The organism is Pseudomonas sp. TNT2022 ID642 (assembly GCF_028656995.1).
In the GTDB taxonomy this organism is placed as follows: domain Bacteria; phylum Pseudomonadota; class Gammaproteobacteria; order Pseudomonadales; family Pseudomonadaceae; genus Aquipseudomonas.
In genome coordinates this window covers 34493-61454 of record NZ_JAMDGW010000015.1, presented here as the reverse complement: position 1 = coordinate 61454, position 26962 = coordinate 34493, and the positions used below count along the sequence as shown (strand labels likewise).

Genomic DNA, 26962 nt, shown 5'->3' with positions numbered 1-26962 from the left:
TTTGGAATAATCCCAAGCGCTTTTCGAAATAAGCAGATTTTCAGCGGCTGCCGCGACGTCATGTCGCGGCAAAACCGTCTGCAAATGGCTCAATGAGCCTCATCCCAATTGTTTCCCACGCCCACTTCGACCAGCAGCGGTACATCCAGTTTCGCCGCTTCGCTCATGTGCACGCGAATCTCGGTGCTGACCTGCTCGACCAGATCCTCGCGAACCTCCAGCACCAATTCATCGTGTACCTGCAGAATGACTCGGGCGTCCAGGCCAGACGTCGCCAGCCACTCATCCACCGCCACCATGGCTTTCTTGATGATGTCGGCCGCCGTGCCCTGCATCGGCGCGTTGATCGCCGTACGTTCGGCGGCGGCGCGTTCCTGCGGTTTGTTCGAGTTGATTTCCGGCAGGTACAGGCGACGACCGAAGAAGGTTTCGACATAACCCTGATCCGCCGCCTGCGCGCGGGTGCGCTCCATGTATTCGCGAACCCCCGGATAACGGGCGAAGTAGGTGTCGATGTAAGCCTTGGCGGTCTTGGTATCGACACCGATGTCCTTGCCGAGCTTCTGCGCGCCCATGCCATAGATCAGACCGAAGTTGATCGCCTTGGCGCCACGGCGCTGGTCGGAGGTCACCTCGTTGAGTTCGACCTTGAACACTTCGGCAGCGGTGGCGGTGTGCACGTCCAGGTTGTTGCGGAAGGCATTCATCAGGCCTTCGTCCTTGGACAGGTGCGCCATGATCCGCAACTCAATCTGCGAATAGTCCGCCGCCAGCAGTTTGTAGCCTTTCGGTGCGACGAACGCCTGACGAATGCGTCGACCTTCAGCCGTACGCACCGGAATATTCTGCAGGTTCGGATCACTGGAGGACAAGCGCCCGGTCGACGCTACAGCCTGATGGTACGAGGTGTGAATACGCCCGGTGCGCGGGTTGATCTGCTCCGGCAGGCGATCGGTGTAGGTGCTTTTCAGCTTGCTCATCGAGCGGTGCTCCATCAGCACCTTCGGCAAGCGGTGATCGTCTTCGGCGAGTTTCGCCAGCACTTCTTCAGCGGTCGACGGCTGACCCTTGGCGGTTTTTTTCAGCACCGGCAGGCCGAGTTTCTCGTAGAGAATCACGCCCAGTTGCTTCGGCGAGCCAAGGTTGAATTCTTCCCCGGCGATCTCGAACGCTTCGCGCTCCAGCGCCACCATTTTGTTGCCCAGCTCGATGCTCTGGATGCCGAGCAGCTCGGCGTCGACGAACGCGCCTTGGCGTTCGATGCGCGCCAACACTGGCACCAGCGGGATCTCGATGTCGGTCAGCACGCTGGCCAGACTCGGGATCGCGCTGAGTTTTTCGAACAAAGTCTGGTGCAGACGCAGGGTGATGTCAGCGTCTTCGGCGGCATACGGCCCAGCCTGTTCCAGGGCGATCTGGTCGAAGGTCAGCTGCTTGGCGCCTTTGCCGGCGATGTCCTGGAAGCTCACGGTGGTGTGATCCAGATACTTCTGCGCGAGGCTGTCCATGTCGTGGCGGGTCGCGGTGGAGTTGAGCACGTAGGACTCAAGCATCGTGTCGAAGGCGATGCCGCGCACGGTGATGCCGTTGTTCTGGTCGCCACCGATGGCGCAGTTGGCCAGAATATTCATATCGAACTTGGCGTGCTGGCCGACCTTCAGCTTGCTCGGGTCTTCGAGAATCGGCTTGAGTGCGCGCAGCACGGTGTCGCGATCCAGCTGTTCCGGCACGCCGATGTAGGAGTGGGTCAGCGGAATGTACGCGGCCTCGTTGGCCTGCACGGCGAACGACAGGCCGACCAGTTGCGCCTGCTGCGCGTCGATGCCGGTGGTTTCGGTGTCGAAGGCGAACAGCTTGGCGTTGTTCAACTTTTCCAGCCAGACATCAAAACGCGCCTGATCGAGGATCGTCTCGTATGCCGCTTCGGTCGGAGCAGCGGGAGTTTCGATATCTGGCGCGCTGAACAGATCGCCGGCCGGAGCAGGCTCGGCGGCCGCGCTCAGTTCCAGACGCTTGGCGTCGCGATCCAGATCATTGATCCAGCTTTTGAATTCCAGCAGCGAGTACAGCTCGTAGAGCTTGGCCGGGTCTTCCGCGCCCATTTGCAGATCGTCGAGTTCGACGTCCAGCGGCACGTCGACCTTGATGGTCGCCAGTTGATAGGAGAGGAACGCCATCTCCTTGTGCTCCTCAAGCTTGGCCGGCAGGGTTTTCGCGCCGCGAATCGGCAGGGTCGGGACGATGTCGAGATTGGCGTACAGCTCGGTGAGGCCGCCATTGACGCCGACCAACAGCCCGGAGGCGGTTTTCGGGCCGATGCCCGGAACGCCCGGGATGTTGTCGGACGAGTCGCCCATCAGCGCCAGATAATCGATGATCTGCTCCGGTGCGACGCCGAATTTCTCCTTCACGCCTTCCACGTCCATCGAACTACCGGACATGGTGTTGACCAAGGTAATGTGGCCATCGACCAGTTGCGCCATGTCCTTGTCGCCGGTGGAGATCACCACCGGGCGATCTGCCGCGGCGCTGCTGCGGGCGAGGGTGCCGATGACGTCGTCGGCCTCGACGCCTTCCACGCACAGCAGCGGGAAACCAAGAGCGATCACGCTCTGGTGCAGCGGCTCGATCTGCACGCGCATGTCGTCGGGCATGCTTGGGCGGTTGGCTTTGTATTCGGCGTACATTTCATCGCGAAATGTCCCACCCTTGGCGTCGAACACCACGGCGAACGGGCTGTCCGGGTACTGCTTGCGCAGACTCTTGAGCATGTTCAGCACGCCTTTGACCGCACCGGTCGGCAGGCCTTTGGAGGTGGTCAGTGGTGGCAGCGCGTGAAAGGCGCGGTATAGGTAAGACGAACCGTCCACCAGGACGAGGGGGGCTTGGCTCATGAGCAGGATCAACCTTTTCGGCGGGTCCGGCGCTAGAATAGCGGGACCGTTGACGACAAAGGGACAAGGTTATCATGCGTACGTTAAATCGCTTGCTGCTGGTCGGTCTGATTGCTGCCTCACCGTTGGCCGCGATGGCGGCGGATGATGCGCCGTCGGGAGATCCTGAAGTCACCATTCGCACGGAAGGCGACAAGACGATTCAGGAGTACCGGCAAAACGGGTTCCTGTACGCGATCAAAGTCACGCCAAAGGGCGCGCCGCCTTACTTTCTGGTGCGCGCAGACGGGACGGATGCCAACTTCATCCGCTCGGATCAGCCGGATATGCTGATTCCGTCATGGAAGATTTTCGAATGGAAGTAAGTTTTTAATTCACCCGGCGCCGCCATTTGCGGTGCCCGTACTGGCAGTTTAAACATGTCTGTGTTCACTCCCCTGGCTCGGCCCGAGCTGGAAACCTTTCTCGCCCCTTACGGGCTTGGCCGTCTGCTTGATTTCCAGGGGATCGCCGCCGGCAGCGAAAACACCAATTTCTTTATCAGCCTGGAGCAGGGCGAATTCGTCCTGACCCTGGTCGAACGCGGCCCGGTGCAGGAGATGCCGTTTTTCATCGACCTGCTCGATGTCCTGCACGAAGCCGATCTGCCGGTGCCGTACGCGCTGCGCACCACCGACGGCGTGGCATTGCGTGAACTCAAAGGCAAACCGGCATTGCTGCAACCGCGCCTGTCCGGCAAGCACATCAAGGTCGCCAACGCGCAGCATTGCGCGCAGGTCGGCGAGTTGCAGGCGCACTTGCACCTGGCGACCCAGGGCGAGCGCATGATCAAGCGCAAGACCGATCGTGGCCTGGACTGGATGCTGGAGGAGGGCACGGAGTTTCTTTCGCACCTGAGCGATGAACCGCGTGCCTTGCTGCAAAAGGCGTTGGATGAAATCACCGAGCGCAAAGACAAGATTCTTGCGCTGCCTCGCGCCAACATCCACGCCGACCTGTTCCGCGACAACGCGATGTTCGAAGGCACGCACCTGACCGGACTGATCGACTTCTACAACGCCTGCTCGGGGCCGATGCTTTATGACGTGGCGATTGCCTTGAACGACTGGTGTTCTGATGAGGACGGTTTAATTGATGGCCCGCGTGCCCGAGCATTCCTTGGTGCCTATGCGGCGCTGCGCCCGTTCACGGCGGCGGAGGCTGAGTTGTGGCCGACCATGCTGCGCGTGGCCTGTGTGCGGTTCTGGCTGTCGCGGTTGATCGCGGCGGAGCAGTTTGCCGGGCAGGACGTGTTGATTCACGATCCCAAGGAGTTTGAGCAGCGCTTGGCGCAGCGGCAGCAGGTACACACGCCGCTACCTTTCGCCCTTTAAGATCAAAAGATCGTCCGAACGCGGCCCGAGCCTTCGGCAGCTCCTACATGGGATTGATGTACACCCTGTAGGAGCTGCCGAAGGCTGCGATCTTTTTCTATGGGGTTACAGAGATTCCAGGCATCCCGCCAAATCATTGCCCAACTTTTCCAGCACCTGCTCATAACCCTGAGCCGTCGCCGGGGTGTACCCGCCCAACGCATCCAGCTCAGCCAGTTTCACCGGCAGCCCAGCCACCAAAGTCTCGGCCAAACGCGGGCGCAACGGCGGCTCACTGAACACACACGTCTTGCCCACTTCCCGCAAACGCTTGCGCATCGCCGCGACATGTTGCGCGCCCGGCTGCACTTCGGCAGCCACGCTGAACACACCGGCGTGCTTCAGGCCATAAGCCTCTTCAAAGTAATCAAATGCTTCGTGGAAGACGAAGTAGGGTTTGCCTTCAACATTGGCCAGACGCTTCTTCAAACGCTGATCCAGTGCGTCCAGACGTTCGTCAAACGCCTTGGCGTTTTTCTGATAGCGCTCGGCATTGGCCGGATCTGCGGTGCTCAAGTCTGCGGCCATTTTGTCGGCGATTACCCGCGCATTGACCGGCGATAGCCACAAATGCGCATCCAGCGTGCCCGGACGGTGATCGTGATCATGCTCGTCGGCGTCTTCGGCGTGGGAATGACTGTCTTCAGCAAAACGCCGCAGTTTCATCCCCGGCAGATCCTGCACGGCGACGCTCGGCAGCGTACGACCGCTGAGCACGCGCGGCAGGAAACCTTCCATGTCCGGGCCGATCCAGTAGAGCAGATCCACCGATTGCACCTTCCGTACGTCGGATGGTCGCAGCGCGTAATTGTGTGGCGAAGCACCCGGCGGCAGCAGCACTTCGGGAATCGCCACGCCGTCCTGCACGGCCGCTGCAATCAGCTGCAACGGTTTGATGCTGGTGAGGACTTTGACCTCGGCCTGAGCCGAACCGATCAGCAGAAAACTGGCGACAAAAGCCACAAAAACAGAAAAAAGTCGGGACACGATGACCACTCAAGGAGGCGAGAACGGGTAACATAATAACGTCTCTATCAAAACTCGTCGCCGCCCATGCCTATTACACCGATCGCCAGCCGTCCCCACGACCACTCACATTGCGTGCACAGCGCTTTGTCCGAGGCCGATACCTTGTGCGCCCAGAAAGGCTTGCGCCTGACCGCGTTGCGCCGCCGGGTGCTGGAACTGGTGTGGCAGAGCCACAAGCCGCTGGGCGCTTACGACATTCTTGCCGTGCTCAGCGAGCAGGACGGCCGCCGCGCTGCGCCGCCAACTGTGTACCGTGCGCTGGATTTCCTTCTGGAAAACGGCTTGGTGCACCGCATCTCCTCGCTCAACGCCTTCGTCGGCTGCGTGCACCCGGAGCATGCGCATCAGGGCCAGTTCCTGATTTGCCGCGATTGCCATGCTGCCATCGAGCTTGAGCAAAAAGTGATCAGCGACGCAATCATCAACAGCGCCAAAGACGTTGGTTTCATCGTCGAAGCGCAGACCGTCGAAGTCGTCGGCCTGTGCTCCGGTTGTCAGGGGGCTTGATGAGCAACGCGCTGATCCGTCTGGAGCAGGTCGCCGTCACGTTTGCCGGGCAGGCTGTGCTGGACAACATCGAGTTGAGCGTCGAGCCGGGGCAGATCGTCACCCTGATCGGCCCCAACGGCGCCGGCAAGACTACGCTGGTGCGCGCCGTGCTCGGACTGTTGAAACCGGACAGCGGCAGCGTCTGGCGCAAGCCGAAGCTACGCGTCGGCTACATGCCGCAAAAACTGCACGTTGATCCGACTCTTCCGCTGTCGGTGCTGCGCTTTCTGCGCCTGGTGCCGGGCGTTGATCGTCCGCGTGCGCTGGCCGCATTGAAAGAAGTGGGTGCCGAACACGTCATCGACAGCCCGGTGCAAAGCGTTTCCGGTGGTGAAATGCAGCGTGTGCTGCTGGCTCGGGCGTTGCTGCGCGAACCTGAATTGCTGGTGCTCGACGAGCCGGTGCAGGGCGTCGACGTCGCCGGCCAGGCCGAGTTGTACAGCCTGATCACCCGTCTGCGCGACCGCCATGGCTGCGGCGTGCTGATGGTGTCCCACGATTTGCATCTGGTGATGAGCACCACCGACCAAGTGGTCTGCCTCAACCGTCACGTCTGCTGCTCCGGGCATCCCGAGCAGGTCAGTGGCGATCCGGCGTTTGTCGAGCTGTTCGGCAAGAACGCGCAGAGCCTGGCGGTTTATCACCACCATCACGACCACGCTCACGACCTGCACGGCTCGGTGGTCAAAGGGCCGGTTATTGGCCAACCTCACGTTCACGGAGACAACTGCAAGCATGGCTGATTTTCTGTTGTATGCCCTGCTTGCAGGTCTGGCGTTGGCGATTGTTGCAGGTCCGCTGGGTTCGTTCGTGGTCTGGCGGCGCATGGCCTATTTCGGCGACACCTTGTCCCACGCCGCATTGCTCGGCGTGGCGTTGGGCTTTTTGCTGGATGTCAGCCCGACCGTTGCGGTGACCGTAGGCTGCCTGTTGCTGGCGGTGCTGCTGGTCACGCTGCAACAGCGTCAACCGCTGGCGTCTGACACGCTTTTGGGAATTCTCGCACCCAGCACGCTCTCTCTCGGTCTGGTGGTACTAAGCTTCATGCATGAAGTGCGGATCGACCTGATGGCCTATCTGTTCGGCGACCTGCTGGCGATCAGCCCGACCGATCTGGCGTGGATCCTCGGCGGCAGCGCGGCGGTGCTGGTGTTGCTGATAACGCTGTGGCGGCCATTGCTGGCGATCACTGTGCACGAAGAGTTGGCCAAGGTCGAAGGCCTGCCGGTTGCAGGTCTGCGCATGGCGCTGATGTTGTTGATTGCGGTAGTAATCGCGGTGGCGATGAAAATCGTCGGTGTGTTGCTGATTACCTCGCTGTTGATCATCCCGGCGGCTGCGGCACAGCGTCACGCCCGTTCGCCGGAGCAGATGGCACTGGGCGCGAGCCTGCTGGGCATGCTCGCGGTGTGTGGCGGGCTGGCCTTGTCGTGGTTCAAGGACACCCCGGCCGGGCCGTCCATCGTTGTGACGGCGGCCGCACTGTTTCTGTTGAGTTTTGTTCTGCCCCGTCGCGGGGTGTAGACTTGGCCGCTTTTTGCGCAAATAGAGAGTCGCAGGAATGAAGCCGTTCGCCTCCCGTTATCTGCTCCTTGTCGCATTTTCAGTGCTGCTGGGCGCCTGCCAAAGTACCCCGCCGGTGGCTGAAGTCCCCGATGCGCGGGCTACGGCCATCGCACAGCTGGAACAAAGCCTGGCCAGCAGCGAATTGGCCACTGCCGAAGATCAATTGGCCGCTTTGCAGAAAGAAACCCCAAACGACCAATCCTTGGAGCAATACCAGCGGCAACTGGCCGAGGCGTATCTGCGCCGCAGCCAGATCGTGCTGCAGAAGGGTGATGTGAATGCAGCGGCTACGGCGTTGAGCCGTGCTCGCGCGTTGATGCCGAAAGCACCGGCGCTGACCGGTGGCGTGAATGGCGCCATCACCGAAGCGCGCAAGGCTGAGCTGGAAAAAGCCGAAGCAGCGCTGTTGGCAGCCGAAGCCAAACCGAAAGCCAAGGTGATTGATCCGACTGCCGAGAGCACTACGGTTGCGTTGAATATCACTGATAGCCGCAAACTTCGCCGTCAACTCGATGCGATCGCTGCGGATGTGGTGAATTATGAGTGTGGGGTGACGATTCAGGCGCCACGCACCAATGACTATCCTTGGTTGGCGACGTTGCTGACCAAGCGGGTCAAGAAACTGAATCCGGATTTTGAACTGAAAATTGAGAAGCAGATTGTGCGCACCGTGCCGGCGCAGATGGTTTTGAGCCCGCGTAAACCGTAAAAAGATCGCAGCCTGCGGCAGCTCCTACATGGGAATGAGGTACACCCTGTAGGAGCTGCCGAAGGCTGCGATCTTTTGCTTTTTACGCAGGGATGGCTTTCGCCTTAGGCTCCCGATCCCAAACCCGATGCTGCCCGATCGCCGCAAAGAATGGCTTGGTCAACGACGGCACATCCTTGCCCTGCAGCAAACCAGCATCCGCCTCCAGCTTCAGCAGATCCTGCAACTGCTTGGCATCCCCGTGTAGCGCAATCGCCTTCAAATGCTTGTACGCCTCCAGCAGGTAATGCAACGCCACGCCGTCGCCGCTCAACGCTTTGACCGACGCCGCGCCACCCGGCACAAACACCGCATCGAAGATCACTGACGGCATGCCTTCCATCGAAGCATCCACAGGCAACATTTTGCCGTCCGCGGTTTTCACCGGCGCCGAAGTCGGGCCGAGCAACTTGGCGTGCGCTCCCTCAGCCGCCAATGCTTTCTTCATTGCATCAATCGCTGCACCATCGACGCCGTTGGCAGCAAGAATCGCCACTTTTCGCGTCTTGATGTTTTCCGGTAGCAAATTGGCCTGACTCAATGACGGCGAGTGATCGAACGACACCTTGCGCACATCCACCGTGCCTTTGCTCGGTGCCGGCAGACCCAGGTTGGCCGCCACACGCTTGGCCAGTTCCAGATCGATATTGGCCAGAATCTCGTTCACCTCCCGCGCACGGATAAATTCACGCTCTACCTTGCCCAACTCGAAGCTGTAGGCCGCAATGATGTGCTCTTTCTCGTGGTCGCTCATGCTGTTGAAGAACAATGTCGCCTGAGAAAAGTGGTCGCTGAACGACTCGCTGCGCTGACGAATCTTGTTGGCATCGATTCGTTCTGGATAACTCTCGAAACCACCCTCCTGCGCAGCCGGCGGCGTTTCTTTCGGCCAGCCGCCATCAATCGAGTTCGGCTCATACGAAGCGCGGCCCTTGTCGATCACCGTGCGGTGCTGCGCATCGCGCTGGCCATTGTGGAACGGCGCCACCGGGCGGTTGATCGGCAGCTCATGAAAATTCGGCCCGCCGAGTCGGCTGATCTGCGTATCGGTGTAGGAAAACAGTCGGCCCTGCAGCAGCGGGTCATTGGAGAAGTCGATGCCCGGCACGATGTGGCCAGGGCAGAACGCGACTTGCTCGGTCTCGGCGAAGAAGTTGTCCGGGTTGCGGTTCAGCGTCATCTTGCCCAGCGGCGTGATCGGCACGATTTCTTCGGGGATCAGCTTGGTCGGGTCGAGGATGTCGAAATCGAAGTCGTGCTCGTTTTCCTCCTCGATGATCTGCACGCCGAGTTCCCATTCCGGGTAATCGCCCATCTCGATCGCTTCCCAGAGGTCGCGACGGTGGTAGTCGGTGTCTTTACCGGCGAGCTTCTGCGCCTCGTCCCAGACCAGCGAGCACGTGCCGGCGGTAGGGCGCCAGTGGAATTTGACGAAGCGCGATTTGCCCTCGGCATTGATCAGCCGGAAGGTGTGCACACCGAAGCCTTGCATGCTGCGCAGGCTTTTCGGGATCGCGCGGTCGGACATCGCCCAGATGACCATGTGCGCCGATTCCGGTACCAGCGAGACGAAATCCCAGAAGGTATCGTGGGCCGAGCCGCCGGTAGGGATTTCATTGTGCGGCTCGGGTTTCACCGCGTGGACGAAGTCGGGAAACTTGATCGCGTCCTGGATGAAAAACACCGGCATGTTGTTGCCGACCAGATCGAAGTTGCCTTCATCGGTGAAGAATTTCACCGCGAAGCCGCGCACGTCGCGCACGGTGTCGCCGGAGCCACGCGGCCCCTGCACCGTGGAAAAGCGCACGAATACCGGGGTCTTTTTCCCCGGATCCTGTAGGAAACCGGCCTTGGTCAGCTCCGAATGGTTCTCGTACGTCTGAAAGAAGCCATGCGCGCCAGTGCCGCGCGCGTGAACGATGCGTTCCGGGATCCGCTCATGGTCAAAATGCGTGATCTTTTCCCGCATGATGAAGTCTTCAAGCAGCGACGGCCCGCGCGGGCCGGCCTTGAGCGTGTTCTGGTTGTCGGCGATCTTCACACCCTGGTTGGTGCGCAGCGCCTGGCCGGTGGCGTCGGAGCGAAACTTTTCCAGGCTGTCGAGTTTGGCGTTGGTGTTGGCGCGATCCGGGGCATCGGTTCCGGCCATCTGGCTTTTGTCGGACGTAGGCTTCTTGCTCATCAGTCGTAAACTCCTCGGTTGACCCCGATGCTGGCCGGGGACTCTTGAGTGGTTCCCGGGCACGGCACCCAGGGTTTTCAAGTCGCTTACTTAGTGACTGATGGGCTGCTTTGGACGTTCCTTTTTTATGACCTTTGATCTTGTTATTGCCAAATCGAAGGTTAATTGCGAAATAAATGCTAAGAACCTCTATACGGACAGGCTAAAATGCGCGCCCGGCTAACCGCTGATCCTTTTCTAACGCGCCCCACAAGGTTCGCTACGTGATCGAGTTTCAAAACGTCCATAAGACTTACCGCGTCGCCGGTAAGGATATTCCCGCGCTGCACCCGACCAGTCTCTCTATCGAGAACGGGCAAGTGTTCGGCCTGATCGGTCATTCCGGCGCGGGCAAAAGTACCCTGCTGCGTCTGATCAATCGCCTGGAGAACTCCAGCGGCGGCAAGATCATCGTCGACGGCGAAGAAGTCACCGCGCTGGACGCCAACGGCCTGCGCCGTTTCCGTCAGCAAGTCGGGATGATCTTCCAGCACTTCAACCTGCTCGCCTCCAAGACCGTGGCCGACAACGTTGCGTTGCCGCTGACCCTGGCCGGCGAACTGTCGGGCAGCGAAATCGACAAGCGTGTTGCCGAATTGCTGGCGCGCGTCGGTTTGTCCGACCACGCCAAGAAGTACCCGGCGCAATTGTCCGGCGGTCAGAAGCAGCGCGTCGGCATCGCCCGCGCTTTGGCGACCAAGCCGAAGATTCTGCTGTGCGACGAGGCTACCAGTGCCCTCGACCCGCAGACCACGGCGTCGGTCCTGCAACTGCTGGCCGAGATCAACCGCGAGCTGAAACTGACCATCGTCCTGATCACCCACGAGATGGATGTGATCCGTCGCGTCTGCGATCAAGTGGCGGTGATGGATGCCGGCGTGATCGTCGAGCAAGGTTCGGTGGCCGATGTGTTCCTGCATCCAAAACATCCGACCACCAAGCGCTTTGTTCAGGAAAGCGAGCAGATCGACGAAAGCGAGCAGCGTGATGACTTCGCTCACGTGCCGGGCCGCATCGTGCGTCTGACCTTCCAGGGCGAAGCGACCTACGCGCCGTTGCTCGGCACCGTCGCCCGGGAAACCGGCGTCGACTACAGCATCCTCGCCGGTCGCATCGACCGCATCAAAGACATCCCTTACGGGCAATTGACCCTCGCCGTCACCGGTGGCGACATGGAAGCGGCCTTCGCCCGCTTCACCGCCGCTGACGTTCACATGGAGGTATTGCGCTAATGGAAGACCTGATCAGTTTCTTCACCAACATCGACGGGTACGAAATCTGGCTGGCCACCGGCGACACGATGCTGATGCTCGGTGGTTCGCTGCTGTTCACCGTGCTGCTCGGCCTGCCGCTGGGCGTGTTGCTGTTCCTCTGCAGCCCGCGTCAGTTGCTGGAAAACCGTGGCCTCTACGCATTCATGTCGCTGGCGGTGAACATTCTGCGTTCGTTGCCGTTCATTATTCTGTTGATCGTGATGATCCCGTTCACCGTGCTGATCACCGGCACGTCGCTGGGCGTGGCCGGTGCGATTCCGCCGTTGGTAGTCGGTGCGACACCGTTCTTCGCGCGTCTGGTGGAAACCGCGCTGCGTGAAGTCGATCGCGGCATCATCGAAGCGACCCAGTCGATGGGCGCGACCACGCGGCAGATCATCATGAACGCCCTGCTGCCGGAGGCCCGTCCGGGCATCTTCGCAGCGATTACGGTGACGGCGATTACACTGGTGTCCTACACGGCAATGGCCGGTGTGGTTGGCGCCGGTGGTCTGGGCGACCTGGCGATCCGTTTCGGTTACCAGCGTTTCCAGACTGACGTGATGATCGTCACTGTGGTGTTGCTGCTGATTCTGGTGCAAGTGCTGCAGATGGTGGGCGACCGTTTGGTCGTGCATTTCTCGCGCAAATAAGCGGTTTTGTATTGAACAGATGAGCCGGCCATTCGCTGGCAGGCGCCAGACGGGCGCCTCATAAGGAGTTAGCTGAATGAAAAAACTGATCGCTGCTTTTGCTGCCGTTGCAGCATTCTCGGCCCACGCCGAAACCCTGACCGTTGCCGCCACTCCAGTGCCGCACGCGGAAATCCTCGAGTTCGTGAAACCGGCGCTGGCCAAAGAAGGCGTGGATCTGAAGGTCAAGGTCTTCACCGACTACATTCAGCCGAACGTACAGGTCGCCGAAAAGCGTCTGGACGCCAACTTCTTCCAGCACCAGCCGTACCTCGATGAGTTCAACAAGGCCAAGGGCACCAGCCTGGTCGCCGTGACCGGTGTGCACCTGGAGCCGCTGGGCGCTTACTCGAGCAAGCTCAAGGATCTGAAGGATCTGCCAAGCGGTGCCAACGTGGTGATTCCGAACGACGCCACCAACGGCGGCCGTGCCCTGTTGCTGCTGGCCAAGGCTGGCGTGATCACGTTGAAGGATCCGACCAACATCCTGTCGACCGTCAAAGACATCGCGCAGAACCCGAAAGACCTGAAAATCCGTGAACTGGAAGCCGCGACCATCCCGCGTGTGCTCACCCAGGTCGATCTGGCGCTGATCAACACCAACTACGCGCTGGAAGCCAAGCTCGATCCGTCCAAGGATGCGCTGGTAATCGAAGGTAATGATTCGCCGTACGTGAACATCCTCGTGTCCCGCGCGGACAACAAGGACAGCGATGCCATGCAGAAACTGGCGGCTGCGCTGCACAGCCCGGAAGTGAAGAAATTCATTACCGAGAAGTACAAAGGCGCGGTATTGCCGGCGTTCTGATTCAGGAATGCTGCAACGAAAAGGGGACGCCATGAGCGTCCCCTTTTTTGTGTCTTGTGTTCGGCTTTGGAACTGTTGTGAAGCTGCCCCTCACCCCAGCCCTCTCCCGGAGGGAGAGGGGGCCGACCGAGGTGTCGGGTGTCATACATCGACCTGAAAGATCCAGTCGATTATGGATTCAAAGCAGCACGTTCATTTCGGCGTAATTCTTGAATATCCCCCATTCAGTCCCCTCTCCCTCCGGGAGAGGGCTAGGGTGAGGGGCTTTTCGCTCTTCAGCTTTTATTTGCGGTTAAGCATCACCGGCAACTGCGCAACCAGTTTGGCATTATTCAACGGCGCTCGAATAAACCCACGCTGCGTGCCATCCGGCCCGATCACCGCCAGATTGCCGCTATGGTCCACCGTGTAATTCGGCTTACTCGTATCCGCCGGAATAAACGGAATACTCACCGCATTCGCCACCTTCTGCAGCTCTTCGATCGAAGTCGGCGTCAGGCCAATGAACTGCGGATCAAAATAGCCCAGATACTGCTTCAACTGCTTCGGGTTATCGCGGTTCGGGTCAACGCTGACCAGCACGATCTGCAACTTGTCCACAGCGTCTTTCGGCAACTCACTCTTGATCTGCCGCAGCTGCGCCAATGTGGTCGGGCAGATGTCCGGGCAGAAGGTATAGCCAAAAAACAACAGACTCCACTTACCCTTCAACTCATTGATCGCCACCGGTTTGCCGTCCTGATCGGTCATCGTCACGTCCGGCAGGTTGCGGCTCTGCGGCAGCAGAATAATGCCGGCGTCGATCAGCGCCGTCGGGTCGCCCTGGCCCTTGCCGCTCAGCACTTTGTTGACGGTCAGGCCGAGGATCAGCGCGATCACGGCGACGAGGATGAAGACGGTTTTCTGGGTTCGAGTCATAGGTTCAACAGTAAGTAGTGGTCTACGAGCAGGGCAATGAACAGCAGAAACAAGTACCAAATAGAGTACTTGAAGGTGTTGATCGCCGCGTGCGGCCGAGTGCCACGGTACAGCACCACGGCCCATTGCAGAAACCTTGCGCCGAGGACGAGGGCGCAAATCAGGTAGAGCATGCCGCTCATGTGGATCACGTAGGGCAGCAGACTCACCGCCAGCAGCGCGAAGGTGTAGAGCAGAATGTGCACCTTGGTGTAGTGCTCGCCGTGGGTGACCGGCAGCATCGGGATGTCGGCCTTGGCGTATTCCTCCTTGCGATGGATCGCCAGCGCCCAGAAGTGCGGCGGCGTCCAGGCGAAGATGATCAGCACCAGCAACAACGGTTCGGCGCTGACATGGCCGGTGGCAGCGGTCCAGCCGAGCAGCGGCGGGGCGGCGCCGGCAAGGCCTCCTATGACGATGTTCTGCGGCGTCGCGCGTTTGAGGAAACCGGTGTAGATCACCGCATAACCGAGAAGCGAAGCGAGGGTCAGCCACGCCGTCAGCGGATTGGTGAAGGTCAGCAACAAGGCCTGACCGAGCAGCGCCAGCACCAACGCAAAGGTTAGCGCCGCCGCTGGTGAAACCCGGCCCTCGGCCAATGGCCGTTTATGCGTACGCGCCATCACCGCATCGATGCGCCGATCCACCACATGGTTAACCGCCGCCGCGCCGCCGGCACACAACGCAATCCCCAGATTGCCGAACACCAGCACCGTCCACGGCACCCCGGCACGGGTCGCGAGGAACATGCCGACCAGCGAGGTGATCAGCATCAGCACCACGACTTTCGGTTTGGTCAGCTCCAGGTAATCACGCCAGATCGCCTGATGCGGACGTTCGCCAATCAGAATCGCCACGGCGTTTCTCCTTTTATGGTGATGGGCGCGGCCGCGTGTTTACGCGGGCTCAAGCGCCAGCGTGCGAGCACCGGTTGTTTGACCCGAACCAGACTGGTGCGCGCGTGATAGTTGACCAGCACCATGGTCAGCAACAGCGCCGCACCGCCGGCGTTATGCGCAACCGCCACCGGCAGCGGCAGATGGAATAACACGTTGCTGATGCCGAGGCTGATCTGTGCGGCGAGGGCGATCAGCACCAGACCGGCCAGCCGCGTCATGCCGACCACTTTCAATTGCCACGCCAAGCCGAGCAGAACCAACGTCACCAGCAACGCGCCGATCCGGTGAGTCAGGTGAATCGCCGTGCGCGCATCGCTGTCGAGTTGTCCGCCCAAGTAATTCGGGCCGATATGTTGAGTCAGGTGAAAACCATTGGCGAAATCCGCTGGCGGCAACCATTGCCCGTGGCAGGTCGGAAAATCGATGCACGCCACCGCCGCGTAGTTGGAACTGACCCAGCCACCGAGCGCGATCTGGCCGATCACCAGCAACAATCCCGCCGTCGCCCAATACTGCAAACGCTTGGGCACGGTCAGCGCCGGCAGCACGCCGGACAATCGCAACGTCAGCAAAAACAACAGGCTCAGCGTCGCAAAGCCGCCGAGCAAATGCCCGGTGACCACCTGCGGCCAGAGCTTGAGCGTCACCGTCCACATGCCGAACGCCGCTTGCGCAAACACCACCGCCAGCAGAAACAACGGCAGCTTCAACGGCTGCCCCGGATGACGCCGATTGACCCACGCGCGCCCGGCGAGAAGCGAAATCAGCAGGCCGAGGGTGCCGGCGAAGTAGCGGTGGATCATCTCGTTCCAGCCCTTGTGCGCCTCCACCGGCGAATCGGGGTAATGCAGTTCGGCATGAGCCAGTTGGGCTTCGCTTTTCGGCACGCTGATAAAGCCGTAGCAGCCCGGCCAGTCCGGACAGCCGAGGCCGGCGTGGGTCAGGCGCGTATAGGCGCCGAGCAGCACCACAATCAGTGCCAGCAGGGTGGCAAACAGCGCGAGGCGAAATCCAGGTTTGGCCATGACGATGCCCTTATCCGATGTTCGACAGTTTCAGCAGGTGACGCAGGTCGTTGAGCAGATCCTTGCCTTTCACATTCGGCTCGTAGCGCAGCACGAGGTTGCCGTGGGGGTCGATGATCCACAGCTGCGGCGTGGCTTTGTCGCCAGTGGTTTTGCTGAACACGCCAGCGTCCAGCGGATAGCGTTGCAGCTGTGGATATTCACGGCTCAGCTTGGCCTCGTAATCGGCGCTCACCGGTTGCGCCACGGCTAGGGCGTGGCTGGCGCGGCCAGCCTCACGACCGAGACCGATCTGGATCTGCCGCGCCAGATACACCAGTTGCTGGCAGTCCACCGCGCAATCTTTCGGCGCGGTGACCAGCATCTGCCAGCGTTCTTCATCGGCTTGCACGCCGAGGTCGGCGCGAGTCTGGCCGTTGCCGATCAGTTCGCCGTGATAGCTGCGACCTTCCGGTACCCAGAACTGCAATTTGTACATGCCGGTGGCGAGCAGCATCGGGCCGACCACGCCAAGCACGATCAGCAACAACTGAATGCGCCCGCGACGGCGGCTGGCGGCAGGTTTCGCCTCAGACATGCTGGGTGGATTCATGGCCGTTCCCATGGTGTTTCTCCTTTGCGTTGTGCAAGCCCAAATAGACGTAGAGGCCGAGCAGGGCGGTGGCCATGGCGAACCACTGCACGGCGTAACCGAGGTGTTTTTCCGGGCCCATCGCGACTACCGGCCAATCGGTCTGGTAGCTGGCCGGACCGGGTTCGGCGCGTAATTCATAGGCGAAGCCGTCGCGCTCGAGGGTTTTCCACAGCTTTGCGGGCTCGACAGCAGTGATGGTTTGCGGCCAGGTGTTGCTGACCGGATCGGCGTGCAACTGGAAGGTCGCGCCGGGGGCGACGTAGACCCAGGCGTCGACATTCAAGGCTTCGGAAGGCGTGGTGAATTGCGGCGGCACGCGGCGGTCCGGCCACGGCAACCAGCCGCGATTGACCAGCAGCCACAAACCGCTGCGTTGATCCTGAAACGGTTGCAGCAACTCGACGCCGACCTTGCCGTCGCGCTGACGGTTGTCGAGCAACAGACTGTGCGCGGCATCGAACTGGCCGTGCAGATGCACACGGCGATAAGCGGGATCCGCGCTATTGAGCAACTCGCTGCTGGCCATCGGTTGCGCGGCGCGGCGTTCGGCGTAACTGGCGAGCAGGGCGGTTTTTTCGGCGCCCCGGCTCAGTTGCCAAAAGCCCAGCGACACCAGCAGCGGCAGCAACAACGCCACCACCACGGTCGGTATCACGCCCGGGCGAAAACGCTTCATGGCTGCGCCACAAAGTCAGTCGTTGCGATCGCTATACTCAACTGCATCGCCTGTCCCCCGGAGTTCTTCCCATGCTCAAAACAGCGATCGTCCTGATGCTGATTGCCACGGTGATCAGCCTGTTCAGCGGCCTGTTTTTCCTGGTCAAGGACGACAGCAGCTCGAATCGCCTGGTCATCGCCTTGAGTGTTCGGGTGGCATTGGCCGCTGCCACCGTCGGCTTGATCGCCTGGGGCTTTTACAGCGGCCAACTGGTGTCGCATGCGCCTTGGTAGCTCTGGTCCTCAGAGCACGTAAACGAAGATAAACAGGCCGATCCACACCACGTCGACGAAGTGCCAATACCAGCTCGCCGCTTCGAAGCCGAACTGGTGCTCGTTGTCGAAGTGGCCCTTCATGATGCGCATCAGCATCACAAACAGAATGATCGTGCCGATGGTCACGTGGGCGCCGTGGAAACCGGTGAGCATGAAGAACGTCGCGCCATAAATGCCCGAACCGAGGGTCAGCCCCAGTTCGTGATAGGCGTGAATGTATTCCTCAGCCTGGAAACCGAGAAACGCGCAGCCGAGCAGCACGGTGATCGCCAGCCAGATTTTCAGTGCGCCGCGATGACCCTTCTTCAGGGCATGGTGGGCAATGGTGATGGTCACGCTGGAACTCACCAGCAGGATCGTGTTGATCAGCGGCAGGCCCCACGGGCTGATGATGTCTTTTGGTGGCGGGAACAGTTTCGGATCCGGCGTGTGCAGCAGCGGCCAGGTGAACTGGAAGTTCGGCCAGAGCATGTGCGCGATGCCTTTGGTACCTTCACCGCCGAGCGCCGGCCCAGAGATGTGTCGCACGTAAAACAGCGCACCGAAGAAGGCGATGAAGAACATCACCTCGGAGAAGATGAACCAACTCATGCCCCAGCGAAACGAGCGATCCAGCTGTGCGCTGTAAAGTCCCGCGCGGCTTTCTTTGATCACCGTGCCGAACCAGCCGAACAGCATGTACGCCACCAGCAGGCCACCGACGAAAAATATCAGCGGGCCGTGGGATTCCGGGCGCGCGGCCTTCAGATCGTTGAACCAGGTGGCCAGGCCGTACACGGTGACGAGCATCCCGACCGTGGCAATGATCGGCCATTTGCTCTGGGCCGGAACGAAATAATGCTCATGAGTTGCCATTTATTGTTCTCCTTATCGGGCACGCTCAACCGCCAGTGTTTACAGCCACCGGCGGATGTCGGGCGGTGATATCGAACAGCGTGTAGGACAGCGTCAGGTGCTTCACATCCTTGGGCATGTCGCGGTCAACAATGAAGCGCACCGGCATCTCGATCTGCTGACCGGGCTGCAACACCTGCTGGGTAAAACAAAAGCATTCGGTCTTGTGGAAATACGCCGCGGCGTTGCTCGGCGCGATGCTCGGCACGGCTTGCGCACTCATCGGTTTATCGGTGGGGTTGCGCGCGATGAAGATCATCTCGTTGACCGCGCCGGGGTTGGCGGTGAGTTCGTCATGCTTGGGGTAGAAGTCCCATGGCATATCGGCGGTGTTGGTCGACAGAAACTGCACGCGCACCTGACGCGAAGTGTCGACGACCTGCTCGCCCTCGTACTGCCCGGCAGTCTTGCCGTTGATGCCGAAGGCCTTGCACATCACGTCGTAGATCGGCACCAAGGCAAAGCCGAAGACAAACATCGCCACCACTACACCGAGCAGACGGGTGACGAGTTTTTTCATCGAGATCGAGTCAGCCATGATTTTCAGCCTCCACATGAATCCTTGTGGGAGCTGCGGTGCGACGATTCGACTTGCCAGCGATGGCTGCCTGCCTGACACACTGCGCTGGCCCTATCGCTGGCAAGTCGAATCGTCGCACCGCAGCTCCCATAGGGTTTGTCACAGGACTGATGGTGTTCATTTCACTTCCGGCGGCGTGGTGAAGGTGTGATACGGCGCCGGTGACGGCACGCTCCACTCCAGGCCTTCCGCGCCATCCCAAGGCTTGGCCGGTGCAGGCTCGCCACCCCGAATCGTCTTGATCACGATGAACAGGAAGAAGATCTGCGTGGCACCGAACATGAACGCGCCAATCGACGAAACCATGTTGAAGTCGGCGAACTGCAGGTTGTAGTCCGGAATCCGTCGCGGCATCCCCGCCAGGCCCACGAAGTGCATCGGGAAGAAGGTCAGGTTCATGCCGACGAACGACAGCCAGAAATGCAGCTTGCCGAGGGTTTCGTCGTACATGTGCCCGGTCCATTTCGGCAACCAGTAATAGGCCGAAGCGAAGATCCCGAAGATCGCCCCCGGCACCAGCACATAGTGGAAGTGCGCGACCACAAAGTAGGTGTCCTGATACTGGAAGTCTGCCGGGGCGATGGCCAGCATCAGCCCGGAGAAACCGCCGATGGAAAACAGGATCACGAACGCCACCGCGAACAGCATCGGCGTCTCGAAGGTCATCGAGCCTTGCCACATTGTGCTGGCCCAGTTGAACACCTTGACCCCGGTCGGCACCGCGATGAGCATGGTCGCGTACATGAAGAACAGCTCGCCCACCAACGGAATGCCGACCACGAACATGTGGTGCGCCCAGACGATGAACGACAGGAACGCGATGCTCGCCGTGGCGTAGACCATCGAGGTGTAGCCGAACAGCGGTTTGCGCGCGAAGGTCGGGATGATCTGGCTGACCGCGCCGAACGCCGGCAGGATCATGATGTACACCTCGGGGTGCCCGAAAAACCAGAACACATGCTGGAACAGCACCGGGTCACCGCCACCGGCAGCGCTGAAGAAACTGGTGCCGAAGTGGATGTCCATCAGCATCATCGTCACGCACCCGGCCAGCACCGGCATCACCGCGATCAGCAGGAACGCGGTGATCAGCCAGGTCCAGACGAACAGCGGCATTTTCATCAGGGTCATGCCGGGGGCGCGCAGATTGAGGATGGTCGCGATCACGTTGATCGCGCCCATGATCGAACTGATCCCCATCAGGTGGATGGCAAAGATGAAGAAGGTCACGCTTTCCGGCGCGTAAGTCGTCGACAGTGGCGCATAAAAGGTCCAGCCGAAATTCGGCCCGCCACCGGGGGTGAACAGGGTCGAGACCAGCAGCAGAAACGCCGCCGGCAGCAGCCAGAAGCTGAAGTTGTTCATCCGTGGCAGGGCCATGTCCGGTGCGCCGACCATCAGCGGAATCATCCAGTTGGCGAGGCCGACGAACGCCGGCATCACCGCACCGAAAACCATCACCAGACCATGCATGGTGGTCATCTGGTTGAAGAACGCCGGTTCGACGATCTGCAAACCGGGCTGGAACAGCTCGGCACGGATCACCATGGCGAACGAGCCGCCAAGCAGGAACATCAGGAACGCAAACCACAGGTACAGCGTGCCGATGTCCTTGTGGTTGGTGGTCAGCACCCAGCGCATCAGGCCTTTGGCGGGGCCGTGGGCGTGGTCGGCATGACCGTGGTCATCGATGACAGCGCTCATGGCCGGTCTCCTTTACGTGAGTGGGCGGGGCGGGCCGGGGCGTGGTGTCCCGGCCGGTTCACGAGGTACGCGATAGACCGGCTCATTTGCTTTCCGCCTGTTTCAGCTCCAGCACTTCTTTTGGCGTGACCATGTCGCCCTTGTTGTTGCCCCAGGCGTTACGCTCGTAGGTCACGACCGCTGCGATATCGACTTCCGACAGCTGTTTGCCGAACGCCGCCATGGCGGTGCCGGGTTTGCCGTGGAAGACAATGCTCAAGTGATCCTTGATCGGGCCGGTGGCAATTTTCGAGCCCTTGAGCGCCGGGAACATCGGCGGCAGGCCTTGGCCTTCGGCCTGGTGACAGGCAACGCAGGTGGTGTGATAAACCTTGTCGCCGCGTTCCTTGAGTTCGTCGAGGGTCCAATCCTTGCTGGTCAGCTCTTTAAGCTGCGCGGCCTCGGCCTTGCGCTCGGCCAGCCACTTGTCGTAGTCGGCCTTGTCCTTGACCTCGACCACGATCGGCATGAAGCCGTGATCCTTGCCGCACAGCTCGGCGCACTGGCCACGGTAAAGTCCGGGCTTGTCGACACGCGTCCAGGCCTCATTGACGAACCCCGGGATCGCATCGCGCTTGACCGCAAACGCCGGCACCCACCAGGAGTGGATAACATCGGCGGAGGTCACGAGGAAGCGCACCTTGGCCCCGGTCGGCAGCACCAATGGCTTGTCGACCTCAAGCAAATAGTGCTCGCCCTTGGCTTCCTTGTTGTGGATCTGCTCGGCGGGGGTGGCCAGGTTGCTGAAGAACTCGACGTCCTGGCCCAGGTATTTGTAGTGCCACTTCCACTGATAACCGGTGACCTGGATATCGATGTCCGGCTCACTGGTGTCGTACATCTTGATCAGGGTGGCGGTCGCCGGTACGGCCATAGCCACCAGAATCAGCAGCGGCACGACGGTCCACATGATTTCGACGCCGGTGCTTTCGTGGAATTTTGCGGCGACCTGCCCGGTAGAACGGCGGTGCACCATCATCGACCAGAACATGGCGCCGAAGACGATGATCCCGATCACCACACAGATCCAGAAAATGGTCATGTGCAGGTCGAATACTGCGTGACTGATTTCAGTCGCTCCAGGCGCCATATTCACAGTCCAGGCGGCGTTGGCCTGGCTGAAAATCGACCACAACAGGAGGCCCATCCAGACGTGTGGATGTCGCATCATTGCGGGTTCCCCTTATCGTTCTTGTTATCCCGCCGGCTTTCGCCTGCGGCAAGGGAGCGGCTGCATCAGACTACGAACTTGAATCGCCGGGCCTTGCTGCGGGTGCAGTCGGGCGTCATCAGCTAACTCCATTCACTGGCGAGTATAGACAGCGGCGGGAAATTGCAATGTGCACACGTAAATGAACTGAAACAGCCGGGACTTGCGTTCAAGGGCACGAATGGAGAAGGATGCAGACGAGTGGTGGCAAACCGATATAACGCAGGCGCATCAAGGATGAAATAATTATGACAAATGCGTCTTAGCATTTTTCGTAAGCCAGCTAACTTATGTCTTCCCTATTTCATTGCCTTGTTTCCTGGAGTTTTCATGAACACCGCCGCATTGCGCGAGCAGATCCAAAAAGCCCGACAAACCGAAAACGAAACCGGACGGCTGACCCGTCAGCTGGAAGAACAATTGCCTCACCTGCACCCGTCGATTCAATTGCCGGAGACGGACGCCAAGGCTGTATTGACGCGCTTTGTCGAAGCCTACATCGATGAAGTACCTGACCTGCTGGACGCAGCCAATGAAGTCGCCAGGGAAGCGGGAATCGAGTCACAGATCAAACCGGTGTTGAAAATCGCCGAGCAGTATTTCCTCCAGCCTCCGGTTGGCCTGGAACATCTGCTGGACGAGGCCTATCTGGCGCACCGCTTTGTCGAAGAGGTCAACGACCTGTACATCAAGCATTTCGGCCAGCCACTGATCCCCTTGGACATGACGGTCGCCAACCTGATTGCTCACCAGTTGCTCGGTGAGAAATTTGCCAACGAACTGGATGAAGTCGTGCACCACGCGGTAGACAGCATGCTCGACGACGACAGCTTTGCGCTGGAATCGGTAGAAGCCTATCGCGACAAACTCAGCAGCCCGGACACCGGCGCCGCGTGGAAGCGCTGGCCGTGCATGAGCCGCCGACTGGGCGTAGGCCTGGAACTCGATCAACCCGCTGCCTGATTTCACACGATCCATTGTAGGAGCTGCCGCAGGCTGCGATCTTTTGATCTTGATTGTAAAAAACAAGATCAAAAGATCGCAGCCTGCGGCAGCTCCTACAGGGGTTGAGTTCAACCGGAGATTTAGCCGGCAGCACCGATACCGGTAGTGGTTCGAATCCGTCCTTCAAGCCTGCGCTTCAACCCCCGCGACTCAATCAACAGCTTCGAACCCTTCGCCGCATTCGCCCGGCCCCACTCCTCCAGCAACTCCAGACACGAATGGTCGATGTAGCTCAGATTGTTGAGCGGCACATGCACCGTCGTCCCCTGCGGAATACTGCCCAGTACCTGGGTCAGCGCCGGCACCTTGAGGAATGTCGCCGCGCCGACCAGACGCAACTCCATCTCACCGTCCTGGGGCAGATCGATCAGACTGATCTTCAACCGCGACGCCTTGAACGCCAGTTTCAACATCGTCAAACCGAAACCGATCAACACACCTGTCAGCAGGTCAGTGAAGATGATCGCCAGCGCCGTCGCCGCATAAGTGAACATCGGCATGCGTCCATAACGACCCAAGCCTCGAAATGCCTTGAGATCGACCAGCTTGAACCCGGTATACACCAGCACACCCGCCAGGCTCGCCACCGGAATGCTTTGCAGCACGCTCGACAGCAACAACACGAACGCCAGCAGCCACAGGCCATGGAAGATCGTCGAGTAACGCGTGGTCGCACCGGCCTGGACGTTGGCCGAACTGCGCACGATTACCCCGGTCATCGGCAGCGCACCGAGCAGACCGCAGAGCATATTGCCGACTCCTTGCGCCGACAGTTCCCGGTCGAAATCCGAACGCACGCCGCTGTGCATGCGATCCACCGCAGCGGCGGACAGCAACGTTTCGGCACTGGCGATGAAGGCCACCGCGAACGCGGCGATCAGCAGCGTCGGATCGGCCAGACTGAGCAGATCAGCAGGTTTCAGCCAATCGATGGCCTCCGCCAGATTCGCCGGTACTTCAACGCGCTTGACCTGCAAAGCGAGCAACAGACTTGCCCCGGTCGCCAGACCGACACCGAGCAAGGCACCCGGAACGAAGCGCAACGAATGTGGGCGGAATTTTTCCCACAGCCACATCACCGCAATCGTTGACAGTCCGAGCAGCCCGGCCTGCCAGCCGAACGACGGCAAGGCCTGCGCCACTGCCGCCGGGAACGCCGTAAGGTTATCCAGCCCCGAGGGCTTCGGTGATGCATCGAGCATCACATGCACCTGCGACAGCACGATCAATACGCCAATCCCCGCCAGCATCCCGTAAACCACCGCTGGCGCCGTAACCCGAAACCAGCAACCGAGTTTCAAGCGCCCGGCCACCAATTGCAGAAATCCGGCCAGGAGCAGAATCGGCCCGAGCATCTCGATGCCGTGCTGGCGCACCAGTTCGAACACCAACACCGCCAGGCCCGCCGCCGGCCCACTGACCTGTAGCGGCGAACCCGCCAGCCAACCGACCACCAGACCGCCGATGATCCCGGTGATCAAACCCTTAGCCGGTGGCAACCCTGACGCAATCGCGATACCCATGCACAGCGGCAACGCGACCAGAAACACAACCACTGAAGCGAGCAACTCCCGTGGCAACACCGCTTTCAATTGAGCCGCACGCATGGCGATTCTCCCGAAGTTTTCTTCAGGCATGGCTTCGCCGAACCGCTGAAACAGCGGCCGGCGTCAAACCACACAGATGTTTAGGAAGATCTAGAAGCGCGCTTTGGGCGTCGCCACCGGAATCGGATGGCTACCGTCGAGCGGCAGGAAACGTCCCTGATCCGCGTCGTAAGCTTTGATTTCGCTGGTTTCGATGTCGTAGACCCAGCCATGGATGAACAGATGACCGTTCGCCATGCGCGAGGCTACCGAAGGATGGGTACGCAAGTGCTGCAGTTGGGCGATGACGTTTTCCTCGGTGAGGATCGGCATGCTTTCTTTTTCGTCGGCGCAGTTACAGTTTTCATGCACCATGGTTTTCGCGACTTCAGCGTGGCGCAGCCAGGCTTTGACCGTCGGCATTTTTTCCAGGCTGTCCGGATTGAGCACTGCACGCATGGCGCCGCAATCGGAGTGGCCGCAGATGATGATGTGCTGCACGCCGAGCGCCAGTACCGCGTATTCGATTGCGGTGGAAACGCCGCCGTTCATCTGCCCATAAGGCGGCACGACGTTGCCGACGTTACGGGTTACGAACAGATCGCCGGGCGAGCTGTGGGTAATCAGCTCAGGGACGATGCGCGAGTCGGCGCAAGTAATGAACATCGCCTTGGGCGCTTGGGCCGTGGCAAGTTTCTTGAAGAGCTCTTCCTGCTGTGGGAAGACCTCATGATGAAAATGCAAAAAGCCGTCTACGATCTGGCGCAGCGCTGCATCGGCGGATTCCGCTTCAGGGGTTTGCGCCGACGCAGCCAACGGCTGTTTATCCTTGTCACTCATGATTCATCCTCTTTGGCGGATTAGGGGAGTCATTCCCATGTATTCCGGTATGAAGCCAGTGGCTGTTTAAACATCCGGGCCATCCCGACCCGTCAGTCACTCGATGAACAAGGTAGCCGCCGAAACTTAACTCAAACTGAATCAAACGCTCTAGAACGTGTGTTCCAGGTCACAAAAAACTTGACTGGGTGATTTCGGCGGAAGGATTCCAACCCCTCAACCATAAGCCAATTGTCGCTAAATCAAAGACATCTGGCGACCCGGCGGACAGAAGGCCGTGCAATCTAGGTTATAGCCTTCGCGATGATTCATGCCAAGACGCTTGATCGCTTTGGCAAAACGTTGCGCGAGCAGGTCGGCAAACGGCCCTTCGCCGCGCATCCGCGCGCCGAAACGGCTGTCGTAGAGCTCGCCGCCACGGCTCTGGCGGATCAGGCTCAGCACATGTGCGGCGCGTTGCGGGTAGTGCGCGTTCAGCCACTCTTCGAACAGCGGCGCCACTTCCAGCGGCAAGCGCAACATCATGTACGCCGCACTTTGCGCACCGGCCGCGTGTGCTTCAGTGAGCAGACTCTCGATTTCGCTGTCGTTGATCATCGGAATCATCGGCGAACACAACACGCCGACCGGAATCCCTGCTTCACGCATGACCCGAATAGCGCGCAATCGCGCCTTGGGAGCAGCGGCGCGCGGTTCGAGGATGCGTTTGAGTTCATCGTCCAGCGTGGTCAGGCTGATCATCACCGCCACCAACCGTTGCTGCGCCAGTTCGGTGAGCAGGTCGAGATCGCGCAGGATCAGCGAACCCTTGGTGACGATAGTCACCGGGTGCTTATAGCGCAGCAGCACTTCGAGGGTCTGGCGTGTGATTCTGTGTTCACGTTCGATCGGCTGATACGGGTCGGTATTGGAACCCAGATTGATCGGTGCACATTGATAGCCTTTTTTCCCGAGCTGCTCTTCCAGCACCTGGGCGGCGTTGGTCTTGGCGATCAGCCTGGTTTCGAAATCCAGCCCCGGCGACATGTCCCAATAGGCGTGGCTGGGCCGCGCGTAACAATAGATGCAGCCATGTTCGCAGCCGCGATAAGGATTGATCGAGCGGTCAAAGGGCAGATCCGGAGAGGTGTTGCGAGTGATGATGGTTTTTGCGGTTTCGATCATCACCTCGGTGCCTTGGGTCAGTGGCACTTCCTGATACCAGCCGTCATCCTCGGCCACCGAACGGTTCGGCGCGAAGCGGTTGTGCGGGTTGCTGGCTGTGCCGCGACCGCGAGGTGGGAGAGGGCTGATCATTGGGCGAATCCCGTGTCTGTATATGCATACAGTATATGAGCAGGGCCTGGACGATCCAGTACCGTTCGGCCAAAGAAAAACCGTCGCGGATCATTCTGCGGTTCTGTTAGCTGTTTATATAAATAGTT

General features: G+C 60.0%; 26 protein-coding genes. 11 read left to right on the top strand and 15 right to left on the bottom strand.

Going from position 1 to position 26962, the window contains the following annotated elements; genetic code table 11:
- Window positions 1-89: 89 nt before the first annotated feature.
- Window positions 90-2894, bottom strand: coding sequence for a DNA polymerase I (gene polA, locus M5G26_RS15440; RefSeq protein WP_273915873.1), 2805 nt, complete (start codon window positions 2892-2894; stop codon window positions 90-92).
- A gap of 74 nt (window positions 2895-2968) precedes the next feature.
- On the opposite strand from polA, the gene M5G26_RS15435 reads away from it, so the two are divergent.
- Both M5G26_RS15435 and M5G26_RS15430 read left to right on the top strand, forming a co-directional pair.
- Window positions 2969-3259 (top strand): DUF2782 domain-containing protein, encoded by a 291-nt coding sequence (locus M5G26_RS15435; protein ID WP_064389732.1) that lies wholly within the window; start codon window positions 2969-2971, stop codon window positions 3257-3259.
- A 54-nt stretch (window positions 3260-3313) separates the two neighbouring features.
- Complete coding sequence (locus M5G26_RS15430; protein WP_034152241.1) at window positions 3314-4267, top strand: homoserine kinase; 954 nt, start codon at window positions 3314-3316, stop codon at window positions 4265-4267.
- A gap of 105 nt (window positions 4268-4372) precedes the next feature.
- On the opposite strand, the gene M5G26_RS15425 is transcribed toward M5G26_RS15430, so the two are convergent.
- Window positions 4373-5293 carry a zinc ABC transporter substrate-binding protein gene (locus tag M5G26_RS15425; protein WP_273915872.1) on the bottom strand — a complete coding sequence of 307 codons (921 nt, stop codon included), beginning with the start codon at window positions 5291-5293 and terminating at the stop codon, window positions 4373-4375.
- 66 nt (window positions 5294-5359) lie between these two features.
- On the opposite strand from M5G26_RS15425, the gene M5G26_RS15420 reads away from it, so the two are divergent.
- From M5G26_RS15420 to M5G26_RS15405, 4 genes are read left to right on the top strand one after another with little or no spacing between them, the layout of a single operon-like run.
- On the top strand, window positions 5360-5842 hold the full coding sequence (locus M5G26_RS15420) for a Fur family transcriptional regulator (protein ID WP_007911760.1): 483 nt from the start codon (window positions 5360-5362) through the stop codon (window positions 5840-5842).
- A complete protein-coding gene (znuC, locus tag M5G26_RS15415; protein WP_007911759.1) occupies window positions 5842-6627 on the top strand; it encodes a zinc ABC transporter ATP-binding protein ZnuC in 786 nt (261 codons plus the stop codon). The genes M5G26_RS15420 and znuC overlap by 1 nt, the downstream gene beginning before the upstream one ends.
- Entirely contained in the window at window positions 6620-7408 is a 789-nt protein-coding gene (gene znuB / locus M5G26_RS15410; RefSeq protein ID WP_273915871.1) for a zinc ABC transporter permease subunit ZnuB, read from the top strand. Before znuC ends, znuB begins: the two co-directional genes overlap by 8 nt.
- Before the next feature lie 37 nt (window positions 7409-7445).
- Entirely contained in the window at window positions 7446-8159 is a 714-nt protein-coding gene (locus tag M5G26_RS15405; RefSeq protein ID WP_134176538.1) for a PA5502 family lipoprotein, read from the top strand.
- Between the two features lie 82 nt (window positions 8160-8241).
- Here the strand turns inward: M5G26_RS15405 and katE are convergent, their stop codons facing one another.
- Complete coding sequence (katE, locus tag M5G26_RS15400) at window positions 8242-10383, bottom strand: catalase HPII (protein ID WP_273915968.1); 2142 nt, start codon at window positions 10381-10383, stop codon at window positions 8242-8244.
- 260 nt (window positions 10384-10643) lie between these two features.
- Here katE and M5G26_RS15395 point away from each other — a divergent pair, with 260 nt between their 5' ends.
- The 3 genes from M5G26_RS15395 to M5G26_RS15385 all read left to right on the top strand — a co-directional run bounded on the left by M5G26_RS15395 (window position 10644) and on the right by M5G26_RS15385 (window position 13172).
- Window positions 10644-11651 carry a methionine ABC transporter ATP-binding protein gene (locus tag M5G26_RS15395; protein WP_016986453.1) on the top strand — a complete coding sequence of 336 codons (1008 nt, stop codon included), beginning with the start codon at window positions 10644-10646 and terminating at the stop codon, window positions 11649-11651.
- Entirely contained in the window at window positions 11651-12325 is a 675-nt protein-coding gene (locus M5G26_RS15390; protein WP_273915870.1) for a methionine ABC transporter permease, read from the top strand. Before M5G26_RS15395 ends, M5G26_RS15390 begins: the two co-directional genes overlap by 1 nt.
- A gap of 76 nt (window positions 12326-12401) precedes the next feature.
- Window positions 12402-13172, top strand: a complete 771-nt coding sequence (locus M5G26_RS15385) for a MetQ/NlpA family ABC transporter substrate-binding protein (RefSeq protein WP_150694375.1) — start codon at window positions 12402-12404, stop codon at window positions 13170-13172.
- Between the two features lie 282 nt (window positions 13173-13454).
- Here the strand turns inward: M5G26_RS15385 and M5G26_RS15380 are convergent, their stop codons facing one another.
- Genes M5G26_RS15380 through M5G26_RS15360 form a run of 5 tightly spaced genes read right to left on the bottom strand, consistent with a single transcriptional unit; the run spans window position 13455 to window position 17363 of the window.
- Complete coding sequence (locus M5G26_RS15380) at window positions 13455-14090, bottom strand: SCO family protein (RefSeq protein WP_008081211.1); 636 nt, start codon at window positions 14088-14090, stop codon at window positions 13455-13457.
- Window positions 14087-14986, bottom strand: coding sequence for a heme o synthase (gene cyoE, locus M5G26_RS15375; RefSeq protein WP_134178462.1), 900 nt, complete (start codon window positions 14984-14986; stop codon window positions 14087-14089). The genes M5G26_RS15380 and cyoE overlap by 4 nt, the downstream gene beginning before the upstream one ends.
- Complete coding sequence (locus M5G26_RS15370; protein WP_273915869.1) at window positions 14974-16053, bottom strand: COX15/CtaA family protein; 1080 nt, start codon at window positions 16051-16053, stop codon at window positions 14974-14976. Before M5G26_RS15370 ends, cyoE begins: the two co-directional genes overlap by 13 nt.
- A 10-nt stretch (window positions 16054-16063) precedes the next feature.
- Entirely contained in the window at window positions 16064-16657 is a 594-nt protein-coding gene (locus tag M5G26_RS15365) for a hypothetical protein (RefSeq protein WP_273915868.1), read from the bottom strand.
- On the bottom strand, window positions 16623-17363 hold the full coding sequence (locus M5G26_RS15360; protein ID WP_273915867.1) for an SURF1 family protein: 741 nt from the start codon (window positions 17361-17363) through the stop codon (window positions 16623-16625). Before M5G26_RS15360 ends, M5G26_RS15365 begins: the two co-directional genes overlap by 35 nt.
- A gap of 71 nt (window positions 17364-17434) precedes the next feature.
- Here M5G26_RS15360 and M5G26_RS15355 point away from each other — a divergent pair, with 71 nt between their 5' ends.
- A complete protein-coding gene (locus M5G26_RS15355) occupies window positions 17435-17638 on the top strand; it encodes a twin transmembrane helix small protein (RefSeq protein WP_007911731.1) in 204 nt (67 codons plus the stop codon).
- Window positions 17639-17647: 9 nt separating this feature from the next.
- Here the strand turns inward: M5G26_RS15355 and M5G26_RS15350 are convergent, their stop codons facing one another.
- From M5G26_RS15350 to coxB, 4 genes are all read right to left on the bottom strand, one after another.
- Entirely contained in the window at window positions 17648-18535 is an 888-nt protein-coding gene (locus M5G26_RS15350) for a cytochrome c oxidase subunit 3 (protein WP_134178466.1), read from the bottom strand.
- Window positions 18536-18560: 25 nt separating this feature from the next.
- Window positions 18561-19112, bottom strand: coding sequence for a cytochrome c oxidase assembly protein (locus M5G26_RS15345; RefSeq protein ID WP_103302941.1), 552 nt, complete (start codon window positions 19110-19112; stop codon window positions 18561-18563).
- Between the two features lie 159 nt (window positions 19113-19271).
- Window positions 19272-20858, bottom strand: a complete 1587-nt coding sequence (gene ctaD / locus M5G26_RS15340; protein WP_064389745.1) for a cytochrome c oxidase subunit I — start codon at window positions 20856-20858, stop codon at window positions 19272-19274.
- Between the two features lie 82 nt (window positions 20859-20940).
- The gene (gene coxB / locus M5G26_RS15335) at window positions 20941-22068 is read right to left on the bottom strand and encodes a cytochrome c oxidase subunit II (protein ID WP_095119634.1); all 1128 of its coding nucleotides are present in this window, start codon (window positions 22066-22068) and stop codon (window positions 20941-20943) included.
- 369 nt (window positions 22069-22437) lie between these two features.
- Between coxB and M5G26_RS15330 the strand changes: the two genes are divergently transcribed.
- Complete coding sequence (locus M5G26_RS15330; protein WP_273915866.1) at window positions 22438-23070, top strand: hypothetical protein; 633 nt, start codon at window positions 22438-22440, stop codon at window positions 23068-23070.
- A gap of 122 nt (window positions 23071-23192) precedes the next feature.
- On the opposite strand, the gene M5G26_RS15325 is transcribed toward M5G26_RS15330, so the two are convergent.
- The 3 genes from M5G26_RS15325 to M5G26_RS15315 all read right to left on the bottom strand — a co-directional run bounded on the left by M5G26_RS15325 (window position 23193) and on the right by M5G26_RS15315 (window position 26834).
- Window positions 23193-24719: a SulP family inorganic anion transporter gene (locus tag M5G26_RS15325; RefSeq protein ID WP_016983437.1), complete on the bottom strand. Its 1527-nt coding sequence runs from the start codon at window positions 24717-24719 to the stop codon at window positions 23193-23195.
- 90 nt (window positions 24720-24809) lie between these two features.
- The gene (locus M5G26_RS15320; RefSeq protein ID WP_007911720.1) at window positions 24810-25538 is read right to left on the bottom strand and encodes a carbonic anhydrase; all 729 of its coding nucleotides are present in this window, start codon (window positions 25536-25538) and stop codon (window positions 24810-24812) included.
- Window positions 25539-25775: 237 nt separating this feature from the next.
- Window positions 25776-26834 carry a PA0069 family radical SAM protein gene (locus M5G26_RS15315; protein ID WP_273915865.1) on the bottom strand — a complete coding sequence of 353 codons (1059 nt, stop codon included), beginning with the start codon at window positions 26832-26834 and terminating at the stop codon, window positions 25776-25778.
- Window positions 26835-26962: the final 128 nt, after the last annotated feature.

Coding starts and splice junctions, on each gene's coding strand:
- coxB (WP_095119634.1), bottom strand. CDS start 22,068: ATGATGCGACATCCACACGTCTGGATGGGCCTCCTGTTGTGGTCGATT.
- znuC (WP_007911759.1), top strand. CDS start 5,842: ATGAGCAACGCGCTGATCCGTCTGGAGCAGGTCGCCGTCACGTTTGCC.
- M5G26_RS15320 (WP_007911720.1), bottom strand. CDS start 25,538: ATGAGTGACAAGGATAAACAGCCGTTGGCTGCGTCGGCGCAAACCCCT.
- M5G26_RS15430 (WP_034152241.1), top strand. CDS start 3,314: ATGTCTGTGTTCACTCCCCTGGCTCGGCCCGAGCTGGAAACCTTTCTC.
- M5G26_RS15390 (WP_273915870.1), top strand. CDS start 11,651: ATGGAAGACCTGATCAGTTTCTTCACCAACATCGACGGGTACGAAATC.
- M5G26_RS15370 (WP_273915869.1), bottom strand. CDS start 16,053: ATGGCCAAACCTGGATTTCGCCTCGCGCTGTTTGCCACCCTGCTGGCA.
- M5G26_RS15355 (WP_007911731.1), top strand. CDS start 17,435: ATGCTCAAAACAGCGATCGTCCTGATGCTGATTGCCACGGTGATCAGC.
- ctaD (WP_064389745.1), bottom strand. CDS start 20,858: ATGAGCGCTGTCATCGATGACCACGGTCATGCCGACCACGCCCACGGC.
- M5G26_RS15350 (WP_134178466.1), bottom strand. CDS start 18,535: ATGGCAACTCATGAGCATTATTTCGTTCCGGCCCAGAGCAAATGGCCG.
- M5G26_RS15325 (WP_016983437.1), bottom strand. CDS start 24,719: ATGCGTGCGGCTCAATTGAAAGCGGTGTTGCCACGGGAGTTGCTCGCT.
- M5G26_RS15380 (WP_008081211.1), bottom strand. CDS start 14,090: ATGACTCGAACCCAGAAAACCGTCTTCATCCTCGTCGCCGTGATCGCG.
- M5G26_RS15330 (WP_273915866.1), top strand. CDS start 22,438: ATGAACACCGCCGCATTGCGCGAGCAGATCCAAAAAGCCCGACAAACC.
- M5G26_RS15385 (WP_150694375.1), top strand. CDS start 12,402: ATGAAAAAACTGATCGCTGCTTTTGCTGCCGTTGCAGCATTCTCGGCC.
- M5G26_RS15360 (WP_273915867.1), bottom strand. CDS start 17,363: ATGAAGCGTTTTCGCCCGGGCGTGATACCGACCGTGGTGGTGGCGTTG.
- polA (WP_273915873.1), bottom strand. CDS start 2,894: ATGAGCCAAGCCCCCCTCGTCCTGGTGGACGGTTCGTCTTACCTATAC.
- M5G26_RS15315 (WP_273915865.1), bottom strand. CDS start 26,834: ATGATCAGCCCTCTCCCACCTCGCGGTCGCGGCACAGCCAGCAACCCG.
- M5G26_RS15435 (WP_064389732.1), top strand. CDS start 2,969: ATGCGTACGTTAAATCGCTTGCTGCTGGTCGGTCTGATTGCTGCCTCA.
- M5G26_RS15345 (WP_103302941.1), bottom strand. CDS start 19,112: ATGGCTGACTCGATCTCGATGAAAAAACTCGTCACCCGTCTGCTCGGT.
- M5G26_RS15365 (WP_273915868.1), bottom strand. CDS start 16,657: ATGGGAACGGCCATGAATCCACCCAGCATGTCTGAGGCGAAACCTGCC.
- znuB (WP_273915871.1), top strand. CDS start 6,620: ATGGCTGATTTTCTGTTGTATGCCCTGCTTGCAGGTCTGGCGTTGGCG.
- M5G26_RS15420 (WP_007911760.1), top strand. CDS start 5,360: ATGCCTATTACACCGATCGCCAGCCGTCCCCACGACCACTCACATTGC.
- M5G26_RS15405 (WP_134176538.1), top strand. CDS start 7,446: ATGAAGCCGTTCGCCTCCCGTTATCTGCTCCTTGTCGCATTTTCAGTG.